Origin of the sequence: Colwellia hornerae, from assembly GCF_007954355.1 — a bacterium.
GTDB lineage: Bacteria > Pseudomonadota > Gammaproteobacteria > Enterobacterales > Alteromonadaceae > Colwellia_A > Colwellia_A hornerae.
Window position 1 is genome coordinate 62106 of sequence record NZ_VOLR01000009.1, and the last position, 24482, is coordinate 86587.

General features: G+C 39.7%; 15 protein-coding genes. 9 read left to right on the top strand and 6 right to left on the bottom strand.

Features of this window, described 5'->3' with window-relative positions; translation table 11 throughout:
• The first annotated feature begins 23 nt into the window (after nucleotides 1-23).
• Nucleotides 24-1475 carry an MFS transporter gene (locus ESZ26_RS08025; protein ID WP_146799225.1) on the top strand — a complete coding sequence of 484 codons (1452 nt, stop codon included), beginning with the start codon at nucleotides 24-26 and terminating at the stop codon, nucleotides 1473-1475.
• Nucleotides 1476-1537: 62 nt separating this feature from the next.
• On the opposite strand, the gene ESZ26_RS08030 is transcribed toward ESZ26_RS08025, so the two are convergent.
• A complete protein-coding gene (locus ESZ26_RS08030) occupies nucleotides 1538-2569 on the bottom strand; it encodes a LacI family DNA-binding transcriptional regulator (protein WP_146799226.1) in 1032 nt (343 codons plus the stop codon).
• 437 nt (nucleotides 2570-3006) lie between these two features.
• Between ESZ26_RS08030 and ESZ26_RS08035 the strand changes: the two genes are divergently transcribed.
• From ESZ26_RS08035 to ESZ26_RS08055, 5 genes are all read left to right on the top strand, one after another.
• Nucleotides 3007-5511 carry a glycogen/starch/alpha-glucan phosphorylase gene (locus ESZ26_RS08035; RefSeq protein WP_146799227.1) on the top strand — a complete coding sequence of 835 codons (2505 nt, stop codon included), beginning with the start codon at nucleotides 3007-3009 and terminating at the stop codon, nucleotides 5509-5511.
• A gap of 32 nt (nucleotides 5512-5543) precedes the next feature.
• The gene (glgB, locus tag ESZ26_RS08040) at nucleotides 5544-7832 is read left to right on the top strand and encodes a 1,4-alpha-glucan branching protein GlgB (protein ID WP_146799228.1); all 2289 of its coding nucleotides are present in this window, start codon (nucleotides 5544-5546) and stop codon (nucleotides 7830-7832) included.
• Nucleotides 7829-9982 carry a glycogen debranching protein GlgX gene (gene glgX, locus ESZ26_RS08045; protein ID WP_211361208.1) on the top strand — a complete coding sequence of 718 codons (2154 nt, stop codon included), beginning with the start codon at nucleotides 7829-7831 and terminating at the stop codon, nucleotides 9980-9982. Before glgB ends, glgX begins: the two co-directional genes overlap by 4 nt.
• Before the next feature lie 105 nt (nucleotides 9983-10087).
• A complete protein-coding gene (malQ, locus tag ESZ26_RS08050; RefSeq protein ID WP_146799229.1) occupies nucleotides 10088-12268 on the top strand; it encodes a 4-alpha-glucanotransferase in 2181 nt (726 codons plus the stop codon).
• A 77-nt stretch (nucleotides 12269-12345) separates the two neighbouring features.
• Nucleotides 12346-14127 carry an alpha-amylase family glycosyl hydrolase gene (locus ESZ26_RS08055; protein ID WP_223271581.1) on the top strand — a complete coding sequence of 594 codons (1782 nt, stop codon included), beginning with the start codon at nucleotides 12346-12348 and terminating at the stop codon, nucleotides 14125-14127.
• A gap of 139 nt (nucleotides 14128-14266) precedes the next feature.
• Here ESZ26_RS08055 and ESZ26_RS08060 read toward each other — a convergent pair whose 3' ends face one another.
• The 3 genes from ESZ26_RS08060 to pdsO all read right to left on the bottom strand — a co-directional run bounded on the left by ESZ26_RS08060 (nucleotide 14267) and on the right by pdsO (nucleotide 18457).
• Nucleotides 14267-16048, bottom strand: a complete 1782-nt coding sequence (locus ESZ26_RS08060; protein WP_146799231.1) for a S8 family serine peptidase — start codon at nucleotides 16046-16048, stop codon at nucleotides 14267-14269.
• Between the two features lie 13 nt (nucleotides 16049-16061).
• Entirely contained in the window at nucleotides 16062-17264 is a 1203-nt protein-coding gene (locus ESZ26_RS08065; protein WP_146799232.1) for a PKD domain-containing protein, read from the bottom strand.
• A gap of 392 nt (nucleotides 17265-17656) precedes the next feature.
• Nucleotides 17657-18457 (bottom strand): sortase-associated OmpA-like protein PdsO, encoded by an 801-nt coding sequence (gene pdsO, locus ESZ26_RS08070; RefSeq protein WP_170246336.1) that lies wholly within the window; start codon nucleotides 18455-18457, stop codon nucleotides 17657-17659.
• Nucleotides 18458-18653: 196 nt separating this feature from the next.
• Here pdsO and pdsR point away from each other — a divergent pair, with 196 nt between their 5' ends.
• Together pdsR and pdsS are read left to right on the top strand one after the other, a co-directional pair.
• The gene (pdsR, locus tag ESZ26_RS08075) at nucleotides 18654-19352 is read left to right on the top strand and encodes a proteobacterial dedicated sortase system response regulator (protein WP_070376832.1); all 699 of its coding nucleotides are present in this window, start codon (nucleotides 18654-18656) and stop codon (nucleotides 19350-19352) included.
• Complete coding sequence (pdsS, locus tag ESZ26_RS08080) at nucleotides 19342-21537, top strand: proteobacterial dedicated sortase system histidine kinase (protein WP_146799234.1); 2196 nt, start codon at nucleotides 19342-19344, stop codon at nucleotides 21535-21537. The genes pdsR and pdsS overlap by 11 nt, the downstream gene beginning before the upstream one ends.
• Nucleotides 21538-21541: 4 nt before the next feature.
• Here pdsS and queE read toward each other — a convergent pair whose 3' ends face one another.
• Nucleotides 21542-22216, bottom strand: a complete 675-nt coding sequence (gene queE / locus ESZ26_RS08085; RefSeq protein ID WP_146799235.1) for a 7-carboxy-7-deazaguanine synthase QueE — start codon at nucleotides 22214-22216, stop codon at nucleotides 21542-21544.
• A gap of 79 nt (nucleotides 22217-22295) precedes the next feature.
• Here queE and queC point away from each other — a divergent pair, with 79 nt between their 5' ends.
• On the top strand, nucleotides 22296-22952 hold the full coding sequence (queC, locus tag ESZ26_RS08090) for a 7-cyano-7-deazaguanine synthase QueC (protein WP_146799236.1): 657 nt from the start codon (nucleotides 22296-22298) through the stop codon (nucleotides 22950-22952).
• Between the two features lie 91 nt (nucleotides 22953-23043).
• Here the strand turns inward: queC and lysC are convergent, their stop codons facing one another.
• Nucleotides 23044-24396 (bottom strand): lysine-sensitive aspartokinase 3, encoded by a 1353-nt coding sequence (gene lysC, locus ESZ26_RS08095; protein ID WP_146799237.1) that lies wholly within the window; start codon nucleotides 24394-24396, stop codon nucleotides 23044-23046.
• Between the last annotated feature and the right edge of the window lie 86 nt (nucleotides 24397-24482).

Here is a 24482-nt window from a genome sequence, read left to right on the forward strand (position 1 = left end):
TACTCTCATAAGAAAAATAATAAATGAAAAACAAACCTCAACTCAGTTTTTGGCAAATATGGAATGTTAGCTTCGGCTTTTTGGGCGTTCAATTTGGCTTTGCTTTACAAAACGCTAATGTCAGTCGAATACTTTCAGACTTGGGGGCTGACCTGCACTCTTTATCTTTATTCTGGCTGGTTGCTCCTATTATGGGTTTGCTTATTCAACCCCTCGTTGGCGCAGCCTCAGACAAAACGTGGAATAAATTTGGTCGCCGTAATCCCTATATCTTAATCGGTGCCATATGCGCAACGGTCGGTATGTTATTAATGCCAAATGCGCCATTATTTGTCTCTGTTATTACGCCAATGATTTTTGGTGCGATGATGTTAGCGGTTATGGACGCTTCTTTTAATATCGCTTTCCAACCCTTTAGAGCACTTGTGTCTGATATGGTGCCCGATAATCAAATGAACAAGGGTTACGCTATTCAAGCCTTTTTGATTAATATTGGTGCGGTTATCGGCTCTATATTGCCATTTGTTCTGACTAATGTTGTTGGTTTAGAGAATACCTCACAGCAAGGCAGTATTGCTCCATCGGTTGTGTGGGCATTTTATATTGGCGCTACGGTTTTATTAGGCTCAGTGCTATGGACGGTTTTTAAAACCAAAGAATATTCACCTAAAGAGTATTATGAGTTCAAAGGAATGGACGCTGAAGAAGTTGCCAAAGAACAAGCCATTGAAAAATCGATAATAGAAAAATTAACTGACTTCGTTGGCTTAATGAAAACGATGCCAGAGGTGATGAAACGTTTAGCACTGGTGCAGTTTTTCTCTTGGTTTTCTTTATTCATTATGTGGGTTTATACCATGCCAGCCATTGCTCAACAGGTTTGGGGCATAGACGTAAAGTGGTTTGACCCAGTTTATATTAGCTCTGTTGGGGGAATTCCCAATGATATTGCCGCGGCAAAAGGCGCTGCCGGTGACTGGGTAGGTATTTTGTTTGCCGCATATTCTTTATTTGCTGCCTTTTTCTCAATTGTGATCGCCAAGCTTGCCAATACCTTTGGCCGAAAAGCGGTTTACTCGTTTTCCTTACTCGCCGGTGGCTTAGGTTATTTAAGCTTTATGTTTATCAATAACCCTGAGCCGACTTTAGTCAATTTATTGATCACTGAAATCACGGTACCACAAGGCGCAGTTACCTTATTTATTCCTATGATGGGTGTCGGAATTGCTTGGGCTGCTATTTTAGCAATGCCTTACACAATACTTGCTGGCGCATTACCTGCCAATAAAACCGGGGTATACATGGGGATTTTTAACTTTACCATTGCCGCGCCACAAATTATCTCAGGAATTTTTGCTGGTTGGATATTAAATTCGGTTTTTGAAAACCAGGCAATAAATATTATTATCTTAGCGGGTGTCTCTATGGTGCTAGGCGCTGTTTCAGTTTATTTTGTTAAAGAAAAAAGCCAGTAATATTTCCTCGCTTTTGTTTGTAGGTTAGGGCTGCCCCTAACCTACATAAACGCTATAAAACATCAATGACCACTGCCACAAGATTGACGTACGACAAGTGTGGTTGCCATCAACTCTGTTTTTGCTTCTTCGCCGTTCACTAGTGCTAAAAGTTTATCTACTAATAACTCCCCTGCTAACATCGTATCTTGCTTGGCGGTAGTTAAGGTCGGGAAAGTAAAACTAGCAACCGGAATATCATCAAAACCAAACACGGCTATATCTTCTGGTACGCGCATATTGTGTTCTTGCAAAGCTCGCATTGCACCAACCGCAATTAAATCACTGGCCGCCATAATAGCATCAAATTTTTCACCCCCTTTGATAAGATTTAATGCGGCGTTATGGCCAGATTCTTCGGTAGAAATCGCGTCAAATTGAAGTTGGGTATTAATAACTAAATTATGATCGGTTAGCGCTTTACAATGCCCTAAATATCGATCTAAAAATTCAGGAGAACCTGAAGAGACGCCACCTAAAAAGGCAAAGTTTTTGCGATTATTATTAATGACATGCTCAGTGAGTTGATAGCCACCTTGGAAGTTATCGCAACCGACAGAAACAACTGCGAGGTCTTTTACTTCAGCCCCCCAACGGACAAAATGTGTTTCTTGCTCGATTAACTGAATAAGCTTTTCTTCGTAATCGGTGTAATCACCGTAACCCAACAATATTATCCCGTCAGCTTTACGAGTATCTTCAAAGTCAGCATGCCAATCGTGGCTCATTTGCTGAAAAGAAACTAACAAATCATAGCCCTTGTTACCACAGGCTCGGGTAATACTGCCTAACATTGACATAAAAAAAGGATTGATTAATGAGTCATCGTTGGTTGGGTCTTCAAACAATAGCAAGGCAATGGTGCCACTACGTTGAGTACGTAAACTGCTGGCGTTTTTATCTACTTTGTAATTAAGTTCTTTGGCAATGGCTTGAACACGTAGCCGTGTTTCTTCATTTACTAGCGGACTATTACGTAATGCTCTTGAAACTGTTGACTGAGAAACGCCCGCTCGATAGGCGATATCAAACGAAGTATTTTTAGCTTTAACCATTAAATTAACCAATAACTTATTTATAAATATACTGCTTAGATACTAACTTAGCCCCCTATCCTTGTATACCTTATTAAGGGCAAAGCAAAAAATTACTCAGCAGATTAACGCCGACTTTCATTAAATTTTAATGGTAGGAAGTTAGTCATTACCCTGAACTTTTCATTAAGCGCTAATAATCATCAAAATGCATACGTATGCATGGCAAATAGTGCATAAATCCATCATGCATACGTATGTAGTTTATTGCTCTAATTTCTAACATCGGCATAATTTAATCATCACGTTATTTATTGTGGAAAGAATTCGTACTACTGATGCAAATGAAAAATAAGGATGAATAAAGTCCTATATATACGCCACAGATTTTAAATAAACAGGAAATAAATCAAAACGTCGGCAATGAACAAGACGGTTTTTGATAATAAAAATTGATTATGATAAATAAAAATATAAAAAGCAGCGCCGCTATTATTAGCGCCACAGACTTGAAAAAACGCATTCAGCACCATTTGAACAGTACTTTAGGTGATCGCGTTATTTGTGAAGACGCTTACAAAAATACACCACAAAACAAGCAGGCTTATTGGCAAGCGACATCACTGGCACTTAATGAAATTATTATTGATAAACTGCAAGCAAGTAAGGTTCAACAAGCAAAATCAGCGACTAAAAGTATTAACTACCTGTCACTTGAGTATTTGATGGGCCGACTACTTTCTAACAACTTACATAATTTAAATTTATATAAAAGCACCGAAAAGGCCCTTAAATCGCTTGGTTTTGATTTAGCCGATTTATGTGAAGAAGGGGCTGATTTAGCCCTAGGTAATGGTGGATTAGGCCGTTTAGCCGCATGTTTTCTTGATTCGTTAGCGACACTTGATTACAACGCCATGGGTTACGGCATTCATTACCAACATGGTTTATTCAAACAAAGTTTTAAAGACGGACACCAAATAGAACAGCCTGATATGTGGCGTGAGTTTGGTAGTCCTTGGGAAATTTGCCGTCCTGAAGCTACCCAGCTTATTCCTGTTTATGGCTATGTTGAACAACAAGCACAAACCGACGGTAGTTTAACCTCGGTTTGGCGCGCAGGAAAAATGCTAAAAGGAGTTCCTTGGGATATTCCTATTGTTGGCTATAATTCCTCAACCGTAAATGCTTTACGCTTATGGGAATGTCGCGCAGATTCTGCCTTTGATTGGGATACGCTTAACCAGGGCGACTATCTACAAGCGCACCACGATCAAGTCAATGCTGAAACTGTTTCTAAAGTCCTTTATCCTAATGACGAACACGATGCGGGTAATGAATTACGCTTTATTCAACAGTATTTTTTCTGTGCATGTTCCATTAAAGACATTATTAGTCGTTATCAGCTGCAATTTGGTCCACTTACCCAAGCAACTAGTAGAAATTTTGCTGACAAAGTAGCGATCCAATTAAATGATACCCACCCTACCATTGCCATTTTAGAGTTAATGCGAGTATTACTTGATGAGTATGACTTCTCATGGCAAAACGCCTGGCAATTAGCCGGTAAAGTGTTTTCTTATACTAACCACACCTTGTTACCTGAAGCGTTAGAAAAATGGTCTGTTTCATTATTTGAACACGTACTACCACGCCATTTAACTATTTTATATCGTATCAACGAAGCATTTTTAAATGATGAAGTGAATGCGATGTGGCCAAACAACGAGGCAATGCGCGCTCGCCTTTCAATTATTGAAGAAGGTGAACAACGTAAGGTGCGTATGGCTCATTTATGTGTCATTACTTCACATAAAGTCAACGGTGTTGCTCAAATTCATTCTGACTTAGTAAAAAAAGATCTATTCCCAGAATTCAACCAACTTTGGCCAGAGAAATTAACCAATGTAACTAATGGTATTACCCCAAGACGTTGGTTGAAATCATGTAACCCATTACTGTCTGAACTACTATCAAAGCACGTTGACGATGACTGGGCTAAAAACTTAAACAGCTTATCTTCTTTATCACCCCTTGCTGATAATGCCAGTTTCCAAAAGAAGTTCATGGCAATTAAACATCAAAATAAAGTGGCATTAACTACTGAAATTAAAACCTTAACCGGTATAGACGTTAGCCCAGAGGCCATTTTTGATGTCCAAATTAAACGACTTCATGAATACAAACGCCAGCACCTAAATTTATTGCATATTTTAGCACTATACCGCCGTTTATTGGCTGATCCTGACTTACCTATGCAACCCAGGGTATTTATCTTTGGTGCAAAAGCAGCGCCGGGCTATCAGTTAGCCAAAGAAATTATTTACGCAACCAATAAAATTGCTGAAAAAATCAATAATGACACCCGCATTCAAGACAAATTAAAGGTGGTGTTTTTACCTAACTATCGGGTCAGTTTAGCCGAAAAAATAATTCCAGCCGCCGATGTTTCAGAGCAAATATCAACAGCCGGTAAAGAAGCCTCTGGTACGGGCAATATGAAGCTTGCCCTTAACGGTGCCGTAACCATTGGAACTTTAGATGGCGCAAACATTGAAATAGCTGAAGAAGTTGGCGACGACAATATTTTCATCTTTGGCTTAACCGTTGATGAAGTTAAAGCCCTAGATATCAAAGGCTACAACCCTTATCACTTTTATGAAACCAATAATGAAATTAAAGCCTGTTTAGACTGGCTAGACACTGACTACTTTACGCCAGGTCGTGCGGGAGAATTATCTTCGATTAAACAAAGTTTCCTTGAAGGTGGCGATCCCTACAAAGTGCTGGCTGATTTTGAAAGCTACAGTGACGCTCAACAAGCCTTAGGTGTCGCTTATCAAGACAAAAAACGTTGGGCAAAAATGGCCATTTTAAATACCGCGTTGATGGGTAAATTTAATTCTGATCGCTCAATTGAAGATTATGTAAAAAACATTTGGTTTTTAACACCGAGTGTTTAAGCCTTAATTATTAAGAAAACTGAGAAAAATATATGAGTTTATCTGTAAATGACATCAAAGCTTTAGTTAGCGCTTGCCATAAGACACCTTACGAGGTTTTAGGGTTAAATGCTGACCAAAACACCGGTTATTTACGGATCACTTGCTACTTTCCTCATCTTAACGATATTGACGCTGTTGAGATAATGGCCTTATCTCCTAATAAAAAATCAGCGCAGCTTAATAACAATGAACAGATAAAATCATTAGGTAGCTTGGTGAAAGTTCATCACAGTGGACTTTACTCACTTAAGCTACGTCGTAAAAGATTATTTGGTTATAAACTCAAGCTGACCGCTGCAAACGCATCATGGTTAATTGACGATCCTTATCAGTTTTCAGCTACCTTAGGGGAGCTAGATATTTACCTGTTGCAACAAGGTAATCATCAAAAACCTTACGAGAAATTAGGCGCTCACCTGCAAATAAAAAACCTTGATGGCCAAAAAACTCAAGGTGTTTCGTTTGCTGTTTGGGCACCTAATGCGAGCCACGTTTCTGTGCTTGGAGACTTTAATCACTGGGACGAACGTAGCCATGCCATGCAAAATATCGCCTTGGGCGATGTTGCTAGTGGCTATTGGAATATATTTATTCCACAAGCGTTAGTTGGGCAACAATATAAGTACGCGATCAAAGACAAAAATGGTAACACGTTACCATTTAAAGCCGACCCTTATGGCAATCAAGCCCAATACCGACCTGACACAGCGTCAATTATCAGTGCGAAAGACAATTACCTATGGCAAGACCAAGATTGGTTAGCCAAACGTGAAAAACGTAACAGTAGAAACGCAGCAATTTCAATTTATGAAGTCCATTTAGGCTCTTGGCGTCGTGATAAAAATAACGAATTTTTAAATTACCGTCAGATAGCTGACCAGCTTATTCCTTACACTTTATCAATGGGCTTTACCCATATTCAGTTAATGCCAGTCAGTGAATTTCCATTCGATGGTTCATGGGGATATCAACCGGTTGGCTTATTTGCACCCACTGCTCGCTTTGGTAATGAAGCTGACTTTCAGTATTTTGTGGATGCCTGTCATCAAGCCAATTTAGGCTTACTGATTGATTGGGTACCGGGTCATTTTCCAAGTGATGATCATGGTTTAGCAACCTTCGATGGTACTCATCTTTTTGAACATGAAGACCCAAGACAAGGTTTTCACCCCGACTGGAATACCCTTATTTATAATTATGAGCGGGTTGAAGTGGCCAATTTTTTGCGAGCAAGTGCCCTGCATTGGTTAGATAAATACCATGTTGATGGCATTCGCGTTGACGCAGTTGCCTCGATGCTTTATCTCGATTACAGCCGCAAAGAAAATGAATGGCTCCCTAACATCCACGGAGGCCGAGAAAATTTAGCCGCTGTCGACTTTTTAAAACGTTTTAACGAAGAACTCTATCAACAATACCCTGGTACATTTTCTGTTGCCGAAGAGTCTACGTCATGGCCCGGTGTTTCTCGCCCGACCCATGATGGCGGTTTAGGCTTTGGTTATAAATGGAATATGGGATGGATGAACGACAGCTTGCAATACATGCAGCGTGAATCTGTGCATCGCTGCCATCACCATAACGAACTTAGCTTTAGTCTGGTTTATGCCTTTGATGAAAACTTTATTCTGCCACTTAGTCATGACGAAGTCGTTCATGGTAAAGGCTCTATTCTACAAAAAATGCCTGGCGATGCTTGGCAACAGTTTGCCAACATACGCGCTTATTACAGCTTTATGTGGGCACATCCTGGTAAAAAGCTACTATTTATGGGCTGTGAATTTGCCCAAGGTAAAGAGTGGGATCATGATCACCAACTGGATTGGCATCAACTTGACATTCACTGGCACAGTGGCGTACAGCGACTGATTAAAGCGTTAAATAAGGTTTATTGCAACACACCTGCGCTCTATGAAAAAGATTGCCAAAGTGAAGGTTTTAGTTGGTTAGATCATCAAAACAGCGAACACTCAATTTACAGCTTTATTCGTTTTGGTAATAACGGCCAAGAGAATGCAGTGGTCGTGGTATGTAACTTTACCTCACAAACCCATCAAAACGTTAAGTTAGGGGTACCAAAATCGGGAGAGTACGTCGAATTACTTAACTCGGACGCTGAAATTTATGGCGGCAGTAACACCTTGAACCTAGGTGTTTTACCCAGTGTAGAATTGGCTTGGCAAGGTCAGCAACACTATATAGATATTACTGTACCGCCATTAGCGACAGCGATGTTTATCCTCAAAGATGCACGTTTACCCCTTGAGGATAAACAATGACAACTTGTGCAATTAACACCCTATATAAAGTAACCTCTGGGCGTTCGTATCCGATGGGCGCTTCACTGGCTAAAAGTGGTCGGGGCTGTAACTTTGCCCTTTTTTCTGCACATGCAACAAAAGTAGAGCTTTGTCTATTTTCCAGTGACGGTAAACGTGAGCTACAGCGCATTGAATTACCAGAGTTTACCGATGATGTTTGGCATGGTTTCGTTGCAGACATCGCCGAAGGTTATTTATATGGCTACCGCGTATATGGTCCTTTTGAACCACATAACGGCCATCGTTTTAATGCTAATAAATTATTGTTAGACCCATATGCTAAAAAGTTGCACGGTACGTTTACTCGCAGCGAACTTAATTTTAGCTATGATTTAAAAAGCACCCAAAAAGATTTAACCTTTGATAATCGTGATAATGCGGCGACTATGCCAAAGTGTGTGGTTGTTTCACCGTTACTGTTTAGCCAAACGCATCCACAAGTTCGTCGTCGCGACACCATTCTTTATGAATTACATGTAAAAGGCTTTACCCAGCAAAACCCCGATGTGCCGATTGAGCTACGCGGTACGTTTGCCGGTCTTGCTAACAATAAAGTCTGTCAGTACCTAAAATCTTTAGGGGTAACCAGTATTGAACTGCTACCGGTACAACAGTTTATTAATGAGGACTTTGTGCAAGACAAAGGGTTAACTAATTACTGGGGCTATAACACCATTTCATTTTTTGTTCCGCATGCTGCCTATTGCCATTCAGGCGAAGTTGGCGAGTTTCGTTCTATGGTTGAAACTTACCATGAAGCCGGTATCGAAGTTATTCTTGATGTGGTTTATAACCATACGGCCGAAGGTGATGAACTTGGTCAAACACTGAGTTTTAAAGGCATAGACAATGCCAGCTATTATCGTTTACACCCAGCAAATAAACGCTATTATGAGAACTTTTCAGGGTGCGGCAATACCATTAATGTCCAGCACCCTCGTGTTATTCAACTGATCACTGACAGTTTGCGCTACTGGGTTGAAATCATGGGTATTGACGGTTTTCGTTTCGACTTAGCGCCAGTACTTGGGCGTGATGCACCTGATTTTAAAGCCAACAATCACTTTTTTACCAGTATTAGACAAGATCCTATCTTATCAAGAGTTAAACTTATTGCCGAACCTTGGGATGTTGGTCATGGCGGCTATCAACTAGGCCGTTTTCCCAATAGCTGGTTAGAGCTAAACGACCGTTTCCGTGATTCTTGTCGACGTTTCTGGCGTGGTGAACAAGGTTTAGTTGCAGAGTTTGCTAAACGTTTACACGGCTCAAGTGACATCTTTGAACAGCCGAGTCGTCGACCTAGTGCCAGTGTTAATTTTATTACTTCACATGATGGTTTTACCTTAACCGATTTAGTCAGTTTTAATAACAAACAAAACAAGGCGAACGGCGAACAAAATCATGACGGCCATAACAGTAATTTTAGTAATAACTTAGGCGCTGAAGGCCCAAGCAATAATTGTAGAATTAGTCTGTTACGCCGCCAGCAAAAACGCAACTTACTGACCACCCTCTTTATTGCTCAAGGCACGCCGATGTTACTCAGTGGCGATGAACTCAATAATAGTCAGCACGGTAACAATAATGCTTACTGCCAAGATAATGAAATATCTTGGCTAGATTGGCAAAGTCCACAAGCACAGCAAGAGTCAGACTTTGTTAAAAAATTAATTGCCCTGCGAAAAGCACATCCGTTATTAAACAGAACACATTATCAACACGGCCTTAAAGTAAGCGAACATACCGGTTTAGCTGATATCAGTTGGTTAAATTGTCACGGTAAAGCGATGACCAAAGACAATTGGCATGATCAATCCATCAAGTGCTTTGCAATGATGTTAGCCAATACCGAGCGTTCATCTACTGCTGAACATCAGCAAGACGATGCCCTACTGGTTATTTTTAATGCTCATCAGCGCAGTATCACCTTCTTATTGCCAGCACTTAACGGTTACTGGCAAGTACTCATTGATACCGCAGTTGATAGTCAAGAAGACAGTCACGCTGACAAAAAATCGTCAAAAAACATTCGCCACCCCGCTATTACCATTGCTGAACATAGCTGTGTGGTATTGCGGTATTTACATAGCCCAAAAGACAAATAGCAATACGACTCTGCGTTAACCCGTTGAACCGTAGATAACAAAATCATCACGAGCATTGGCAAAAGTATTCCTTTAGTCACTCAAAAAGAATAGAGTATTAAACTTATGAATTTGATAGAAAAACTTGCTGACCTAGTTGGCTTTCACCGTAGTTACACTGACAGTTATGGACACCAAGTACCGGCAAATGAAGGTGCTAGGCATAGCCTACTTTGTGCTATGGGTTATGATCTCTCTAATGACCATACTATCAATAACAGTATTACCGCCTTACAAGAAGATAGCTGGCGTAAAATGTTGCCTGGCGTCCATATTGCTAAGCTTGAAGAAGACAGCCACACTATTATTATTAGCCTAGCGGTCGATGAGAGTTTACAAGTTGCTTGGCAGATAACGACTGAGCAAAGCGAAATCTTGACGGGTGAGGTGTTGGTCAGCGAGTTAATTTTCCAAGAAAAAAATCAGCTTGCCGATAAAGAATATCTAAAATTTTCCTTAACACTCCCTTTGTTAGCACAAGGTTATCATAAACTTAAGTTGACTTATGGCCAACAAACAGCAAGTTGTCATTTGATTTTTGCGCCTAAAACTTGTTATAGCCCACAAGAAGCCTCAGCTGAAAAAATGTGGGGATATGCTGCGCAGTTATATTCACTTAAAAGTGAAAGTAATTGGGGCATGGGCGACTTTGGTGATTTAAAAACACTGGTTAAAAAATCTGCCGAGCAAGGCGCAACGGTTATAGGGTTAAATCCGCTGCATCCCTTGTATCAAAATAATCCCGCACATCGCAGCCCTTATTCACCAACTAGTCGTTGTTTTCTCAATAGTTTGTATATTGATGTTACTCAGGTACCTAACTTTTCCAGCTGCAAGGCCGCTCAACAACGCTTTAACAGTGATGAATTTCAAGCAAAAGTTAACTTCGTCCGTAACACTGAACTTATCGATTACCCTGGCGTTGCTGATGTTAAATTTGAAATTATTGAATTACTCTTTGCAGACTTCATTCAAACAAACAAGGGCCAGAAGGTAAGCGCGTCCTACCAGGAGTTCAACGACTTTAAAGCCGAGCAAGGCGATGATTTATTACTGTTAACCACCTTTGACGCTTTATACGAGCATTTTAGAAAGCTTGATTTTAATGCTTATGGCTGGAAAATGTGGCCAAGTGAATTTCAATCACCTCATTCAGCACAAGTAGCTGCTTTTCAACAACAACATGCTAAACGTCTTGATTACTTTGCCTTTTTGCAATGGCTAGCTCATCGCCAGTTAACGGATGTCGCTGCGATAACAGCACAAGCAGGCATGCCAATTGGTTTATATCTCGACCTTGCGGTTGGCTGTGACGGATCAGGCGTTGATGTTTGGTCTGATAAAGATGTTTATGTGTCTGGCGCAGCGGTTGGTGCTCCACCCGATGCCATGAATACCTTAGGGCAAGATTGGGGTTTAACGCCGATTAACCCGGTAGCACTGCAACAACAAGGATATTTACCGTTAATAAAGGCACTACGCAGTAACATGCAATATGCTGGCGCTTTACGTATTGATCATATTTTAGGTTTAATGCGCCAATATTGGGTAGCGCCGGGCATGAAAGCCGATCAAGGTGTTTATATCACCTTCCCATTTAAAGATATATTACGCATTATTGCCCTTGAATCTCGTCGTAATGACTGTGTGGTTATCGGTGAAGACTTAGGGACAGTGCCCGATGGCTTTAGTGAAATAATGGCAGCCGCAGGTTTACTATCATACAAGGTGCTATTTTTTGAGCGTTGGGAGTCTGGTTTATTTAAACGCCCGGAGTTGTACCCAGCCCAATCTATGGTAACTGTGTCAACACACGATTTACCTACCCTTACCGGTTGGTGGACTGGCCGTGACTTACATTGGCGACAAGTATTGAATCTGTATCCATCAGAGGAAATGGGCCAGCAAGAACGTGGGGCTCGTATAGAAGACCGTAGCTTATTAGTTGCAGCCTTAGCAGATTTAGACGTTATTGATGTAACAAAAGCGCCACAACAAAGTCCGGCTGTAATGAATACTGAATTATCAATTGCCGTGCAGAAATATATGGCGAAAGCGCCCAGCCATATCCAACTTATTCCTTTAGAAGATGCCTTAGAGATTGTAGAGCAAGTCAACATTCCCGGCACTATCGATGAGCACCCGAACTGGCGTCAAAAATTACCTGTCACTATGACTGAGTTTTGGCAAAAAGATTCTGTTAAATCACTCGCACAAGCGATGCAAAAAGCCAGGCCAAAGAGCTAGTTTTAGCCATAATGTTGATTTTAATGAAGACCATAATGAATGAGAATATAATGATAATAACAAAGAGTACATTCACCTTGAAAAAATCAAAGATTGCGCTACTTATCTTAAGTGGCCTATTTCTTAGCGCTTGTAATGAAACTAAGCCAATTCACACAGAACAATCAGCCAACTTAACTCAGGTAAAAGCCTTATCACTTAAAAATGCTGACGATTTACCTCATTATTTAAATCGAAATATACAAGATGAAGTTTTTTACTTTGTTATGCCAGACCGCTTTTATAATGGCAACACTGATAATGATCTAGGCTCTAAGACCGATATAATATCTGCTGGTGGTTTCGATAAAGCCGACAAAGGCATGTATCACGGTGGTGATATTCAAGGTTTACAAGCTAAACTGCCTTATTTAAAAGGTATGGGTATTAGCGCCATTTGGTTAACACCGATTATGCGTAATCAAGCCATCCAAGGCGACTCTTCAGGTTACCATGGTTATTGGATCTTAGATTTTAATGAGATTGACCCACATTTGGGCAGTAATGAAGATTTAAAAAACTTCATTAACGCTGCACATAAAGAGAATATAAAAGTATTTTTTGACATTATTACTAACCACACCGCTGACGTTATTAAGTATGTTGAATGTCACGGCGAAGATGGCTTGCAATATTTGATGAAAGAAAATGATGGCTGTCTATATAAAACACTTGCTCAAGTGGCAGCGGGTGATACTTATCAAGCGATTATCCCTAAGGGACAAGAAAACCTTAAATCTCCGGCCTGGCTAAATGATAAAAAGTATTATCACAACCAAGGAGATACCACCTATGAAGGCGAAGACTCAATATATGGCGACTTTAGTGGCTTAGATGATATTGATACCAATTCACCTGAAGTGGTTACCGGCATGACCGAGATATTCAAAAATGTGATCAGCGAATTTAAACCTGATGGTTTTAGAATTGATACCGTAAAGCATGTCAATATGGAGTTTTGGTCTGAATTTTCACCAGCACTCGTTGCACATGCAAAAGCGATTGGGATCCCAGAATTTTTTATGTTTGGTGAAGTATATAGTGGCGACAGTAAAGAATTAAGTGCTTATACTACGGTGGGTAAAATGCAGTCTGTCCTTGATTTTTCAATGCAGTTTGCGCTTCAAGATACCTTAATTAAGCAACAAGGAACACATAAGCTCGTTGAGTTGTTCGAACGCGATCATTACTATAAAGACAGTGACAGTAATGCCCACCAGTTGCTTAACTTTACCGGTAACCATGACATGGGACGTTTTGCTGGCATGTTGAAAAGTAGTGATTTTAATTATAGCGAAGCAGAAATAATTCAGCGCACCATGTTAGCCCAAGCGATGGTTTACTTTTTGCGTGGTGTGCCGATTGTCTATTATGGCGACGAGCAAGGTTTTGTTGGTGATGGCGGTGATAAAGACTCTCGCCAAGACATGATGCCTTCCTTGGTAGACAGCTACAATGATGATGATTTACTCGCAAATGTCAAAACCACTGCAGATGACAATTTTGATGAAAATCATCTTTTTTATCAAACCTTTGCTGAATATGCGGATATCTATTATCAATACCCAGCGCTAAGGTTTGGCGAACAAGAATTATTATACGCTGATAATAAGCCAGGTATTTTTGCGGTATCTCGTACAACTAAAAACGGTAATAAAATGGTAATTGTCTTTAATACCGCAAAAAAGGCAAAAACGGTTAATTTAGGTCTTTCAGGCATAAACGCAGTTAAAATTTTTCCTCGCACGATAGCAGATGAATTAGTCGATGGCACATTAACTGTTGCCGCGTTAAGTTTTAGTCTTTATCAAGTGAAATAAACGCGTATTTCTAGCTCTAGTATAACTAAGACTGGCTTATACCGATAAATGTTACTAAAAGATTAAAATGCTTAAAATTCAATCAAAAAAAAGCCTCTCAATCTTAAAATATTGAGAGGCACCTGCAGTTAATCAAAGGTTATTCATTGCAAACAGCAGGCTTTGCTTGTGCCGTGGCATTGGACGTATCTAAGGTGTTCCACTGGGTCTCACAAATTAATACATCACTTGATGTCGAGCAAAACTTAAAAGCGTAGTCATACATGTCTGAATCGATGCTTTCAAGCAGCACTTTACCTTCTTTAGTTGTCAAGATCTGTTCAGCCGTGCTTTCTAAAAACTCCGCTCCCTTTAAAGTCCGGTAGAGCGCAAAAGTGTTCACATCATGAGTAAGACTTGCAAAAAAATCAACTTCATACATAGCACACAAACGTGCTTTTTTGCCAAAGTGATCTACGTACCATTTTTGCTGACATTCAGTTTCGGCAAGCAAGGCGTGTCTAATGGTACTGATGTCCCCATCATTAATTTTCAGTGCTACTTCTACCAGTTTTTTGGTATCTAAAATACCAGCGCCACAGCCATAGGTCGCACAATTGTTCGCGTCCATACTGAAACCATAAGTAGATAATTTAGCGGCCCGAGACAGTAATGCAGTATCTGCATGGGGAGCCGCTTGCTTGGCTAATAAAAGTGATGCGGCAACTAACGGAGATGAAAAACTGGTTCCTTCCCACCAGCCAACAGAACCTTCGGTTGCCGTTAACGAAATAATATCAATTCCTTGCGCAGTAAAGTCAAGGCGATCTCCATAGTTACTAAAAGAGGCTTTATCTCCGCTGCTAGTTAACGCACCTACTGTCGTAACACCTAAGCAGTTACCAGGCGTGAATGACTCGACATTTATTCCATCATTGCCGGCTGCAACAACAACCATTACACCGGCTTCATTGGCTGCGTTTATAGCCTCTTGCATATAAGATGGACAATCAGAAAGCCCACCTAAACTTAAATTTACTACATCTGCTGGGCGTGATAAACGAACAAGTCCTGGCGTAGAAGTTTCATCTACAGCTTGCGCTGCAGCATAAAGTAGTCCTTGTGAAACATCATAAAGCGTTCCTGTACCACAAGACATTACCCTTATCGGATGAACTTCTAACTTACTTTTCTTGCCAAATGCACCTACAATTTCTTGAGCATTATTTTCTTGTGCTGCAATTGTTGCAGCAACAGCTAATCCATGTGCGTTACAGGCAATTTCAGCCTCAAATGCTGGTTTATAATCACTGTTTGGAGTTTCATCATTTATACTGACAAAGCTGTAGCCGGAGTCAAAAGGCATTTCTGAGGTATTTCGATAGAAGCCAGAATCGAGCACCACGGCAATAACTTTATTTTCATGATCGCCAAGAAGTTGCCATGCATCAATAAAGTTATGTCCAACCAATCCCGTTGTGATCCCCTGAACATCAAGATTAGCGCCAAGATAAGTTTGCAGTAAATAGTTAGGATCATCGTTCACAGTACCCGTGCTTTTTATTACCACATCTTTTTCTACTGTTGTGAACCAACCTGTAGCTTGAAGTGTGTTTATGACATCTGCGTTAGTTGCACCGTTTTTATCTATGTTAATTGGAATATACGAACGTTGATTTAATAAAGCTTGCGCTTTAATGGTGTGATTTTTTTGTTCTGTGGCAAAGTTAGGCAAGCAGATTTCAATATTAGCATTAAGTGTTTTTAAGCAAACACGCTTATTGCTTTGTTGGGTTAGGGATACCCTTTCACTTTGCGAGCTAAATATACTTAATTTTTCACTTAAAGGTTTCACTGAGACTATTAAGCGAATATCATCAGCAACTGCTGACATACTAATTATAAACACACAAAATGTGGCTACGGTTATTTTGTTAAACATATTAAAATCCTTTTTAGTTTACTGCAGTGCAAATCTGATCATCAGGGAAAATAACATCAGTCAAGTATTGAAAATCATTAGAAAAAGCCCATTTGTCACCTTGAGAGCCAAGTGAACTATTGCCCCAAAACTGAGAAAGTATATTATCTTGCTCAATAAAATAATAATCACCCAGTGTTAATTCAACGGTATTAGACAAGATAGACACCTCAGCAATAATCGCATTTATAGGTTCAATGTAGTTCGCCATGTTTGCATGAAATGATACCAATTTTAAATCCACTAATTCTTCGTTAATATATTGCTGTTGGTCTGTTTCGAATTGGTCAAACTCAGCTCTAATCAATAAAGCTAAATTCTGGTCAAACATCGGGCCAACCTTAGCGATAAAGTTATTTTTTTCGCTAAAAGCGACCTCTCCGCTGTAAAAAGCAAGGTTACTTAAAGACTCAATCACTTTACGCTCTTCTTCAGCATTGAGGATAGCGTCGTAACTATTTTTAATGACGTTAATCATAGCTATTTTCCTCAATATCGAAGTATTAAATACTTCAACCTGTATTTCCACTACAGAGACCGTCTCTACGCTATCTGTTGCGGTGATAGTTAGACTCAACAGCATTTGGCGTAGCACGTTATTAATAGTTAACGAAATTATTCCTTGAGATCCGTCTTTTTTCACCACCGTAGTTTCATCATTAACAAATCCATCTCCAGAAAGAATTGTTGATAAAGATACTTCGCCCCTAGCATTTTCATAATGTAATTTAATAATCGCCTCTTCAAACTCATTAACCTGAAGATCATGGCTTATCAATGACAGACTAAAAGGCGGTAAGACACTCGTTACAATATTGATACTTTTTGTGCTTGTTGATTTGCCATCACTTACTGCCAAGGTAAAAGTAAAGGTCGTTTGGACCGCCACATCGGGTATTCGTATTGAGAAACTTCCTGAGCCGTTAACTTGTGATAGATCAACTGCAGTATCCATCGGTGAGGTTTGTTTCCAAACATATGACAGTAGGTCACCATCTGCATCGGTAGCGGTACCTGATAGCTCAATTGTATCTAAACCAAAAATAGTCTGGTTGCTAGCAAGCAAACTAACAACAGGGACATTGTTTTTCGTTGTTGCAGAGGAAGTAGATGATGAACCACCGCCGCAACCATTAAGAAAGATTAATATTCCAAAAAAAACGACTAATTTATTCATACTGATAATTTATCCTTAAATTGATTTGCCAAAATGGCATTACTAAGAGTCATTGCGTGCCTAACTCGTAATTATCCCTATATTTACAGAGAATGTTGCTTAGCATTCGACTGAATCTTAATTAAAACAATGTATTAGTCAATAGTTATTGTTGGTTCAAGTAAAATATCTCTGATCAATGACCAGGTAACTTAATAATTAGTATTAAGTCTGTACCATAATCATAAGTTTAAAAAATAGTAAACGTTCAAATAAAAAAACCAAGGAGTTATGGGAGTATCCTTGGTTTTAAATTTATTCTGTATTTAGTACACTATTTAATTATTTATAGTTTCACCTCCTTCTGTTATTTAAATTAATAGACACGCCTATACCTTCACTTAAAACAACACTTAATAATTATTAGCCACTTGCTCGGTGTTACTGTGCAGTTTTATTACCACACGTCGGTCATAAAAACTGACTTCTTGTTGCGTGTTAGCCACAACCGGCGCTTGCTCACCAAAAGCAAACAGCTTAATGCGCTCTGCTTTAACACCTTGGTCAATTAAGGCATTTTTAACGGTGTTAACACGAGCAATAGACAGCGCTTGGTTTAATTTTTTATTACCTTGTTTATCGGTATAACCTGATAAATCGATAAAGAGTTTTGGCGATTGTTGTAACATTTCTGCCAAAGCAACGATTTGACTTTTATAGTGTGGCTGTAAGTCACTAGAGCCCGTGGAAAATTGTAAACTCATCAGTAAATTTTCAGCTTGTAGTTGACTAACATTTTGGTGTTTTTTATCAACGTTTTGTTCTAAAACTGATAATTCTAATTGATGATTTTGTTCAGAGCGGTGTAAATCGCGACGGAACTGACTAGCTGCCAGTAAATAATTCTGCTCTTGCTTTTTCAATGACGCCTGTAGCTCACTCAAATTTTCTTTGTCGTTTTGTGTTTTCGCAATAAGTGTACCCGTAGCTCCCACTAAAATAGCGCCAATAGGACCGCCAAATATCGCGCCAATAATCATACCGCTACCTAAGCCAATACTTTCTTTATCTCTGTCACTAAGTTCAACCGACTCGCTTGTGGTTAAATTCGACTTTTCAAAGGCGTAAGCAGAATGACTTAATGTCGGTGCAGCAATAAGCGCTGTGATTAAGAAAAGTTTCGCTGGGTTTAATTTACTGTTAATTTTTTTCATGTTAATTCCTAAATGATTAAGGTGTTTTTTGTTGACGAGGTAATTAAAACAAGAAAAATAGGCTTTGAAACGACACAAAAAAGGCAAAGTAATGAACAAATGTGGCAACAATGTGGCAATTACAACAATTGCGCGCATTTATAAAAAAACTCTTATATAGTGCTTTAAAATAAGTTAACCCAGAGAGTCGTATCGAGTGTTAAAACGAATTGCCATAGTTGAAGATGAAGCCGCTATAAGAGAAAACTATGCGGATGTGTTGCGCGTTCAAGGTTATCAAGTGCAGACCTTTGCTAATAGAGAAAGCGCCTGCAAGGCCTTTGCAATAAGTTTGCCTCACTTAGTGATATTAGATATTGGCTTAGAACAAGAATATGATGGTGGTTTTACCCTATGCCAATGGCTTAGGAATATATCAACGACCTTGCCTATTATTTTTTTAACTGCGCGTGATAATGATGTTGATACGGTGTCAGGGTTGCGTATTGGCGCCGACGATTATTTAACTAAAGATATTAGCCTGCCACATTTATCAGCACGCATAGCGGCACTCTTTCGTCGCCAAGAAGCACTAAAACAGCCAACCGCTGAAAGTAGTTTACTAACATTAGGGCCACTAACTATCGACAATCAACGAATGAGCATTGTTTGGCAGCAACAAAGTGTTGATTTAACAATTACCGAATTTTGGATGGTTTTTGCCTTAGCTAAAAACCCCGGACATGTTAAGAACCGTCAACAACTGATGAAAGACTCCAACATCTATGTCGATGACAGTACTATTACTTCTCATGTAAAACGCATTCGTAAAAAATTTAACCAAATAGATAAAGACTTTAACTGCATAGAAACAGTTTATGGCATGGGCTATCGTTGGAACAAAGATGAAAAATAAGCTCCATTTTCGCTTTGGCTTACGGACCAAGCTGCTACTCCTGTCTAGTTTTCTCTTTGCCATTCCATGGTTTGGCTATCAATATGTATGGGAAATGGAAAAGTATTTACGCTTTGGTCAAGAACAAACCATCATAGGAACAGCAAGAGCCCTCGCAACTTCGCTGCATGAGCGCCCTAACCTTTTTAATAACCAAGCCAGTTTTTTACCCGATGTTGAAAAAGGTAAAGACCTCTACGGTTATCAGTTATCTCAAGCGATAAATTTGGACGGTTTACCCAACGACTGGCCAAACTTTCAAGAAAAGGCCCACTATTATGGGGTTAACAACCAGCTTGGTCAGCAATTAAGCGTTAATAAGCTCACTAACCATTTTAGTGCCGCTGTTGGAAAATATGATAAATACTTATACTTTTTTATTCAGGTGGTCGACGATACGGTTATTTATCGTGATGAAAATGCTCGAGCAATCAACAAAAATGATCATCTGGAATTATCATTCAACGATGTTGACGGCAATTTTCAACGTTTTATAGTCAGTAACAAAAATCAGGGGTGGCTTGCTGCCTATCGCATTAATGACCTTGAAAGTAATGAACGGCTACAATTTCCCAGACCTGTTAGCTTTATCCAAGGCCAATGGCGCGATACCGAGCAAGGTTATAATATTGAACTTCGCATCCCTTTAACTAAAATCAGTGACCGCTTAGCCTTTGCCATTCATGATGTTGATGCGCCATTGAGTGCAGCCACAACAATAATAGGCAGTGCAGATCCTAGTAGCGCAGCAACCTTAGGTACCATTTTAGTGCCGTCACCTGAAATTGAACGCATAGTAAAGGGCATGAGTTACACGCAGTCACGTATTTGGGTGGTTGATCAACATCATCGTGTGCTAGCAAAAAGTGGCGACATAAAAAAAGCCAGTGGCTTATGGCAAAAAAATATCAATAACTCTGATAACGATGGCTCTTGGTATGCTTGGATACAAAAATACTTACAACCGTTATTTCAACATTTGCTCAACAAACCTCAAGATGATTTTATTGACCGTCTTTACGACACACAAAACCTAACCGGTGAACATATTGAAGCCGCGCTTGCGGGTACGCCAAAATCTCAATGGCGATTAACCACAGACAAAAAAGCGGTGATCATATCAGCTGCCTACCCTATTTATATCAGTGATAAGGTCAATGGAGCGGTCATTGTTGAAGAAACAACCAATGGCATTTTAAGTGTACGAAATAAAGCCTTAGAGAAATTATTCACCTCAATTTTAGCGATTATGTTATTGGGTGCCTTCGCTTTTTTCTTTTTTGCGTCACGTATTTCAAATCGCATTCGCCAACTTCGTAATCAGGCAGAAATTGCCATAGATGAACACGGTCGAATCAATAACGATATTGCCGAGAGTATGCAAGTATCAACAGCGAATGATGAGATTGGCGATCTCTCTCGCAGTTTTTCAACGGCGGTAAATCGTTTAAGCCAGTACAATCATTATTTAGAAAATATGTCGTCACGACTCTCTCATGAACTCCGCACACCGATAGCGATTGTAAGAACCTCCTTGGAGAATTTGTCTTTACAAGCCTTACCTGAGAACAGTTCCGCTTATATTGACCGTGCCCAAAGTGGTATCAGTCGCTTAAACAATATTTTAACGAATATGAGTGAAGCGACTCGTCTTGAACAAATGCTCAATCAAACTGACAAGGTCAGTTTTAATGTCTTCGACGTGCTTAATGGTTGTGTACAAGGATATCAGCAGATATACCCTAACTTTGCTATTGAGTATTTGGCCTCAGATAAAAAAGTAATGTTGGCGGGCTCACCTGAGCATATTGCCCAATTATTAGATAAGGTTGTCACTAATGCCGTAGAGTTTAGTGAAGATAATAAACTTTTCATAACCACAGCGTTGAAAAATAAAGACATCACAATTCACGTTAGCAATAACGGCACGTTATTGCCCGAAACGATGGAAGAGCGACTTTTTGATTCTATGGTTTCAATGCGTAAAACACCGCAAATAAAAGAAGATAAGACCCCTCATTTGGGATTAGGCTTATATATTGCGCGCTTGATTTGTGAATTTCATCAGGGGCATATCATGGCAAGTAATCATCATAATCCGCAAGGTGTCACGGTGTCGATTACCTTGCCATTGCAGGTAAAGTAATTATTTACTCGATTCCTAAATATTTATGTACTTGAACTGATAAACGCCAATTATTTTCAATACAACTTTTTATCGCTAACGCTGTTGCCCGTTCTTTTTGGCTAATGGGTTGCAAGTAAACTTGGGTGTTAACAATATTATGTTCGGCTAATAACGCTTTTAAGTCGTCTATATGTTGCTCAGTCGCCACTGGATGTTTAATTTCATTGGCACGTAACATCGCTGAGTTTAAAATTTTATAGCCCCCCTTCATGTTTACTTTTGGAGAAACAGTCACCCAGCACTTAGCTGATACTTGTAATTCAAAAGTACCCGATGTTTCTAATTGACAACTAAAACCATGTGTTTCTAGTGCTTGGCACAGAGGCAATAAGTCAACCATTGCCGGTTCGCCGCCAGTAATAACGATGTGTTTGGCTTGATAGCCTTCTGCCGTTATCATCGCTAAAATATCTTTAACCGTAAGCGCTGACCACGTTTGAGATTCAGCTTCTTTTGTTAACATAGCGTTCGGTGTGACTTCATCTTCAAGGTTTATTGCCCAAGTATGCTTAGTATCACACCACGAGCAAGCAACGGGGCAACCTTGTAAACGGATAAAAATTGAAGGTTGACCGGTAAAAGCGCCCTCTCCTTGAATAGTTTCAAATAATTCATTAATTTTATATTTTACGGTCATCGGGGTTTTTGCCTGTTTATTGCTGGTGTAAATTGAAGTAAAATGCGCGATATTAATTATACCCTAAGAGACTTTAGAAATGACAAACAAAGTTGTTGTTATTTATTCTGGTGGCATGGACTCATTCACTGTGCTTAATCGCGCCTTGCATGATGGTAAAGAAGTGTTCGCATTAACCTTTGATTACGGACAGCGTCATGTCAAAGAAATTAAATTTGCCAGTACGGTTTGTCAATCACTTGATGTAAACCATAAAATTATCGATATATCAGCGATTAATCAATTACTTGCTGGTTCATCATTAACCGATAACATTGATATTCCTGAAGGTCATTACGAGGCTGAAAGTATGAAATCAACGGTTGTTCCTAACCGTAACATGATTTTGTTATCACTTGCGGTCGGTTATGCTGTTTCAGTGGGAGCTAGCCAAGTTTATTACGGCGCACATTCAGGGGATCATGCAATATATCCTGATTGTCGTCCCGAATTTGTCATGAAAATGAATGAGGTCTGTAAAATAGCTAACTACGAATCAGTAGAAATATTTAGCCCTTATTTAACGGTTACTAAAAGTGATATTTTAACAGATGGCTTAAAAATGGGCTTAAGCTATGATAATACGTGGACATGCTATAACGGCCGTGAAAAAGCCTGTGGAAAATGTGGCGCCTGCCAAGAGCGTTTAGAAGCCTTTAGTGATAATAATGTTAGCGATCCACTGAGTTACGAATAGTGATAAATAAGATAAAACACGGTAGCGTGTTTTATCTTTTTTCAGTGCTGTGCTGTGCTGTGCTGTGCAATGTAAACAATACGGTTAAAGCTTATGAAAACAAAGCATTGTGTAGCTTTTCAACGGTTTCATTTGCTTGTTTCTCATCAACTAAGAAACATAAGTTATGTTCACTGGCGCCATGACAAATCATTCGCACGTTTATCCCTGAGATAGTTTCAAAAATACTGGTACCAACGCCATTACTGCGATGCATTTTATTTCCTATTACCGCTATTAACGATAAACCGTGTTCTACGGTAACTTCACAAAGCTGTTCTAATTCTTCAACAACGGTTGAATTTAAAAGCGCTTGCGTCGAACCCGTTGGATTGTCAAAGGTTAGCGCAACACTGATTTCACTGGTGGTAATTAAATCAACACTCAGTTCATGTTTGGCTAAAATACCAAAGACTTGTGCGAGAAAACCACTAGCATGTAGCATGGCCGGACTCTTTACCGTTACTAATGTTTGCTCTCTACGTAGGGCTATTGAGCGATATATTGGGCTTGATTCAACAAACTGCTGAATGCGTGTACCACCCTTCTCTGGTTCCTTACTTGAACCAACAAAAACTGGAATATTCTTTCTCATCGCAGGAATGAGTGTTGCGGGATGAAGAATTTTTGCGCCAAAAGTCGCCATTTCAGCCGCTTCACCAAAACTGATTTCTTTAATAGCACGAGCATGCTCGGTAATACGTGGATCTGTGGTGAAGATTCCAACAACATCGGTCCAAATAGAGAGATTATCAGCGTGTAACGCTTCGGCTAAAAGTGCAGCACTGTAGTCAGATCCGCCGCGGCCTAAGGTTGTAGTATGACCGTCTTCGTCTTGACCAATAAAGCCTTGGGTAACGATAACTTTATCAACCAGTAAAGGCGTAAGAGATTGCTGCGCATTATCAGCAAGCAATTCAAGGTTAACCACGGCCTTACCGTATACTGCATTGGTTTTCATGACTTGGCGAACATCAAACATTTCGCCATTAACACCAACAGATTTAAGGACTTGTGCAAAGATACGTGAACTCATTTGTTCACCAAATGACAAGATTGCATCGGCTATACGTGAGCAATAATTAAGGGATTGCGCGTTAGAAAACTCGCTTAACTCATTTAGCAGTTGATCAATTTGAAAGTTTAGCTGTGTTTCTTCAGCTAAATGTTGGGTAATATTGAATTGGATAGCGCGAATGCTGCTAATAATTGCTAATTGTTCATGCTGAGGTACATCTTTTTGACTTAGACGAACCAGTAAATTAGTAACGCCTGAACTTGCCGATACAACGACAACTTTATTACTTGCATCGTTTTTAATTATCTGAGCGCATCGCAACATCGCTTGATGATCAGCTAGACTTGTGCCGCCAAATTTTGCAACAGTAAAAGGTAATAATGACATCTAAGGTCTCCCTAATTAAGCACCCAGTAATAAGTATTGGGTAACTTGATAAACTTCAAGGAAGAGCATGGCTGAATAAAGAAGTG